Here is a 5,136-nt window from a genome sequence, read left to right as displayed (position 1 = left end):
TTCCGATCTTGCGCGGTCTCCCGACCGCGCCACTCTTACGACCGCAGGTCTCCATCGCGTGCCCGTCCGTGCCCGTCCGTGTTTGTCCGTGTAGGTCCGTGTAGGTCCGCGTAGGTCCGTGGCCCCCTCGCAGTGCAACGAACTCGCGCATATCCCCTCGCTGTGGCGCGGTCTCCCGACCGCGCCACTCTTACGACCGCAGGTCTCCATCACGTGCCCGTCCGTGTAGGTCCGTGGCCCCCCTCGCAGTGCAACGAACTCGCGCATATCTATGAAAGGAGTTCTATCATGGCCACCGCCACTCAATCCCACGAACCCACGCCCAAACGCGTCGGCGTCGTAAACGCCATCCTCGGCCATTGGCTCCACGGAACCAATCCCTTCCTAACCCCGGAAGAGATCACCCGCGCCAAATACCATTGCCGTCAAAAGCTCGCGGAGGCCCGCGTTCGCCACGGCGGCCGTCCGCCCGTCGACGTGCTTCTGTGCATCGATGAGACCGTTGCCCTACACCTCCTCGCGTTCCGCGAGACGATGCAGACGCTGCGCCGCACAAACCCATTGCTCGCCGACGACGAGCCGCAGCAGGAACTGCAGGTTTTCCCGGGCGATCCTCCAACCGGCGCCCCAGGCACTCCAGACCGAGGCAAAACGAAACCGCCGAAAACCGCCCCAACCCGTGCGCGCACTTCGGAAGCGGAACCCCTGTTTAAAGCCCTAGAGCAAGCGCGCAAAGCCCGAAAAGAACTCGATGACCTCATCGAACACGTGCCCAAAGCGCAAAACACCAAGACCTCGTGCGGCATCTCGCCGGAAGTCCTCACGATGATCGACGAATGCGACGAACTCATGAAAGAAGTCTATGCCTTGGGCATCAAACGAAACGCAACGTACACCGGCCCGCCCATGCCCGGCGCGCCAATCAACGTTCCACTCAATGGGGAGTACGACCCGTGAAGCATCCATTCTACGGTGAACATATGCACCGCGTGCTCGGCAGATTCGGCTATAGCGAACAAGCAATCGAAGAGTATGCCGCCCTGAAAACCCGGACAACCTTCGCAAACAGGTTCTTCTCCGATGCCCGCGGCCGTCCATGGACTCCACGCCCGTACCAGTTCGAGTCGCTCGAATCGCGCCAAAAACGAAAAGTCCACTGCGATGGGCGCGACGTGGGCAAGACGGCCGAGATCGAAATCACCGCGTGCTGGGCATCGATGCTACGCCCCAACTCGCAGATGCTCATCGCCACGCAGTGCGAGAACCACCTGTTCCCGCTGATGGAACGGCTCACGCGCCGTTTCACGACAACGCCCGTCTTTTCGGGACATCTCGTAGAGATCCGGCGATCACCCTCGTGGTTTCTGCGCTTCGACAACGGTTCTGTGCTCTGGGGGCGCATCGCCGGACCGCACGGCATGAACTTCCAGGGACTCCACGTCGATTGGCAAATCATCGACGAAGCCCAGGAAATGACCGAAACCGCGTGGGGCGAGTTATACCAAGCGCTCAATGGCGGAGGTTCGCGCTGGGTCTACGGAGTGCCCAATGGACTCCGCAACACGTTCTATCGCATGACCCAGATGCCCGACATGGAGACCTACAACTGGCCTTCGTCGTGGAACCCCGAGTTCTCCGCAAAGAAGGACGACGAACTTGCGCGGCTCTACGGGGGCAAAAACTCGCCCGGCTACATCCACCGCGTGCTCGGCCAACACGGATCGCCCATGCACGCCGTGTTCGATCTCGATCACTACCTCGCTTGTGTCGACGACGGACTCGACTTCCTCGATGTGCACCTCACCGAAGGCGACGCGTTCGATCTGTCCGAAGCCCCCAAAGGCGTCTACTACCTCGGATGCGACCTCGGTTACGCGCGCGATCCCTCCGAATTCGTCGTCTACTTGTCGGAACCGCCGCATTTGATTAATGTCGCGCGCATCCATCTCGAAGGCGTCAACTACGCCCGCCAACAAGAGATCATAGTGCAACTCGACCGAGCCTACGCGTTCCGCAGCATCGGCATCGACGCCGGCAACAACGGACGCGCCATCGCCCACAACCTCATGAACCGGAGTTGGGAATGGTGCGACAAGATCCGCGCCTTCGAATTTGGCGGACTCACCGATCTCGGCGAACTGCCCAACGGCTCGCCCGACCGGCGTCCCACAAAAGCCCTCATGACGGAACTGATCCAGCGGCACATGCTCGACCGATCGATTGTGTTCCCGCACCTGCCCGACCGCGAATCCCAATACGCCTCGCACACCTACTCTGTCGGGCAAATGGGCCAGATTCTGTTCGAAAAAGGCGACGACCACCTCATCGACGCCGACCGCTGCGCCGTGCTCGCGCATCACCTCGACACATTCGAACACTTCAATCCGCGGCCCCCGCTGCCATTGATGTTCGATACATTCTGAAAGGAACGGGGCAATGATGGATTGAAGAATGAGTCCTCGACGTTGGGCAGCGTCGCAGGTGCGTTTGCAGCAATTCGAAATTGGCACGCAAATTGCTGTAACTGGATTGTATTGACAAACGGAATGCACTTGTGATCTCGCGGTGTTCAGTTTAGGATGGAGCGTAGAAGAAGGGGTGTATGATATGGCAACTGCGCATGATGTGGCGGCATTTATTCTGCAAAGGAAGGGCCCAATGACGGCCATGAAATTGCAGAAACTTGTTTACTACTCACAGGCATGGTCGCTTGCGTGGGACGACGCGCCGCTTTTTGACGAAGTGATTGAAGCGTGGGCAAATGGTCCAGTCGTACCCGAATTATTCGATGTTCATCGCGGACAATACACTGTCCGCGATTGGCCGAAGGGTAATCCGTCCAGTTTATCCCAAGTGCAACTTGAGACGATCAACGCGGTTTTGGATTTCTACGGCGACAAGAATTCTCGTTGGTTAAGCGACTTAACACACAACGAAGACCCATGGAAAGATGCGCGCAAGGGGCTATCGCCAAATGACAGGGGCTCAAGCGTAATAACGCATGATGCCATGGCGTGGTACTATCAGAGCTTAAGCGCGAATGGGTAAACCGAAACCTCGCCACAGCTATTCTCCTAGCCTCCTCAAGAAACCATACGCTGACTCCCGAGGAAGTCTGCCCAAGAAACCCAAATATGGGCCCGTTACTCGAGACGAATCGCCGAGTTGGCATTTTGGGTCTATGGACTGGGATGGCCCGTATGGATGGAGAGTGATCGCGCGGGATTCGATGGAGTCGTTGATTGAGCGTTTGCGTAGCTTTGAGGCACTAAAGTGGAAGGATATACTTGTTCAGGGAGGAGATAGGAAACAACACCATTCCATGCCTATCAATGAAATCTGCAAGAATGCACAGAAACGGCTATCCGAAATCAGGCAGGATGATATAGATGAACTCTTCTCGTTTCGCATAATGAAGAAGAAGCGGCTCTGGGGCATTCTGGATAGGCATGTGTTTAAGATCCTATGGTGGGACCCGGATCACCAAGTCTATCCCATGGACACGAAAGATAATGGATAGGGGGGCGCAGATCACCGATAACTGATGGAAGCATTTCTTGGGGATTATCGAATCTGCTACTGACGCCAAGGGCTCAATCTGCATCCTAAGATGAAAAGTAACCTCAGTGTGATGCGATAATCATACGGTTAGTCAACATGCTGCTAATCAGACTCACAATACGAATCTTAGACAGACCGTCCGGTCATGGGCGCCACCAAGGCGAGCCTCTTGCGACCGCAGGGTCTCCAAAACGGCGCGTAAAGGCCTGGCGTCATCAGTGGATGTACGCGGAGGAATTCAGGGACTGACCCAAGCGAAGCGAACGCAGTGAGCGAAAACGGGTCTGTCCCTGAATTCCGACGACTGCCCCACAATCGAAATCCCGGCGGGGGTTCTCACCCCCACCGGGATATTTTCGTGATGGCGTATGTTCGGGATGCGCTATGCATCCGAATCGAACAGGAGCCCCTCCAACTGACGCAAACGTGCCGCAATTTGGAGCAGGTCTTCAGGCGGTATCTGCTTGATGACCTCGCGATTCTCGTCCAGGATTTGAGCAACAATGCGCTTGGTGCCGTCGTCTACACGAAGCCTGGTACCTCCTCGCTGAACTGCCGATTCCACACTCGACGCCGCGTCAGCCTGGGTAGGCTGAGGACTTACTGGCGCAACGCGCGCCGCTTCTTTTGGCGCTGACTCGGGAGCGCCGCCAGAAGGAGTCCGAGCCACCGACGGAGTGGCAAGAGCCCGAAGCTCCTGTCCCGTCACGCTTGGTACTCCCATAGGTCGTCTCCCTGCGAAAGCCTAGGCGTCTTCCTCTCACGCGACGTTATGCCGCAGCCGGATAGACCGTCCGTCTTTCGCGTTCGTTGCAGCGCAGCCCCGTTCCCGGGAATGCCACGCTGCTTGGACCCTTACCGCGCATCCACATAAACGCGCGGCAAAGCGAACTGGCTACCCTAGCAATGTCAGCGCCGTCTGAGGCAACACGTTGGCCTGCGCCAGCACACTGGTGCCCGCGCTTACCAGAATCTGGTTTCGCGTAAAGGTAATGGTTTCTCGTGCGATGTCGGCGTCACGAATCGCGCTCTGCGCGGCGGCAGAGTTCTCTTCCTGAATCGCCAGCGTATTGATCGTGAATTCGAGCCGGTTCTGGAACGCGCCGAACGTGGCCCGGAGAGACGATACACTCTGAATGGCCGAATCAAGCTGCGCCAAGGCAGACACCGCGCCGGCAACGGACGAAATGTTGACCGTGCTGATGCCGAGGTCGCGTGTCGATGCGCCGCGGACATTGAGCACCAGAGTCTGGCCCTGCTGCGCGCCCGCTTGAAGCGTGATCGTCTGCGCAACGCTCAGCACCTTGATTCCATTGAATTCGGTGTCCTGCGCGATGTCGTCGATCTGCGACAACAACTGGCTCACTTCGTCCTGCAACGCCCTGCGGTTCGCATCGCTCTGCGTGCCGTTCGCCGACTGCACCGCCAGCTCGCGTATGCGCTGCAAAATGTTCGTGGATTCGCTCAGCGATCCTTCGGCGGTCTGCACAAGGCTGACACCGTCTTGAGAGTTGCGCTGCGCTACTTGCGTACCGCTTACAACCGAGCGGAAACCTTCCGCGATCGCAAGACCCG

6 protein-coding genes are annotated in these 5,136 nt (G+C 57.9%); 4 read left to right on the top strand and 2 right to left on the bottom strand.

The window, feature by feature from the left end:
- Positions 1–288: 288 nt before the first annotated feature.
- From K1Y02_25165 to K1Y02_25150, 4 genes are all read left to right on the top strand, one after another.
- On the top strand, positions 289–957 hold the full coding sequence (locus K1Y02_25165; protein ID MBX7259671.1) for a hypothetical protein: 669 nt from the start codon (positions 289–291) through the stop codon (positions 955–957).
- Positions 954–2,423, top strand: a complete 1,470-nt coding sequence (locus K1Y02_25160; protein ID MBX7259670.1) for a hypothetical protein — start codon at positions 954–956, stop codon at positions 2,421–2,423. The genes K1Y02_25165 and K1Y02_25160 overlap by 4 nt, the downstream gene beginning before the upstream one ends.
- Positions 2,424–2,607: 184 nt before the next feature.
- A complete protein-coding gene (locus tag K1Y02_25155; GenBank protein ID MBX7259669.1) occupies positions 2,608–3,048 on the top strand; it encodes a DUF4065 domain-containing protein in 441 nt (146 codons plus the stop codon).
- Between the two features lie 274 nt (positions 3,049–3,322).
- Positions 3,323–3,520, top strand: a complete 198-nt coding sequence (locus K1Y02_25150) for a hypothetical protein (protein MBX7259668.1) — start codon at positions 3,323–3,325, stop codon at positions 3,518–3,520.
- A gap of 423 nt (positions 3,521–3,943) precedes the next feature.
- On the opposite strand, the gene K1Y02_25145 is transcribed toward K1Y02_25150, so the two are convergent.
- Both K1Y02_25145 and K1Y02_25140 read right to left on the bottom strand, forming a co-directional pair.
- A complete protein-coding gene (locus tag K1Y02_25145; protein ID MBX7259667.1) occupies positions 3,944–4,285 on the bottom strand; it encodes a flagellar protein FlaG in 342 nt (113 codons plus the stop codon).
- A 171-nt stretch (positions 4,286–4,456) separates the two neighbouring features.
- Positions 4,457–5,136, bottom strand: a 680-nt coding sequence (locus tag K1Y02_25140; protein ID MBX7259666.1) for a flagellin FliC, incomplete at its 5' end; no start/stop codon positions are given.

It is taken from the genome of Candidatus Hydrogenedentota bacterium (assembly GCA_019695095.1).
GTDB lineage: Bacteria > Hydrogenedentota > Hydrogenedentia > Hydrogenedentales > SLHB01 > JAIBAQ01.
Note: the sequence above shows the minus strand (reverse complement) of the source record. Positions and strands in the feature narration are given on the sequence as shown.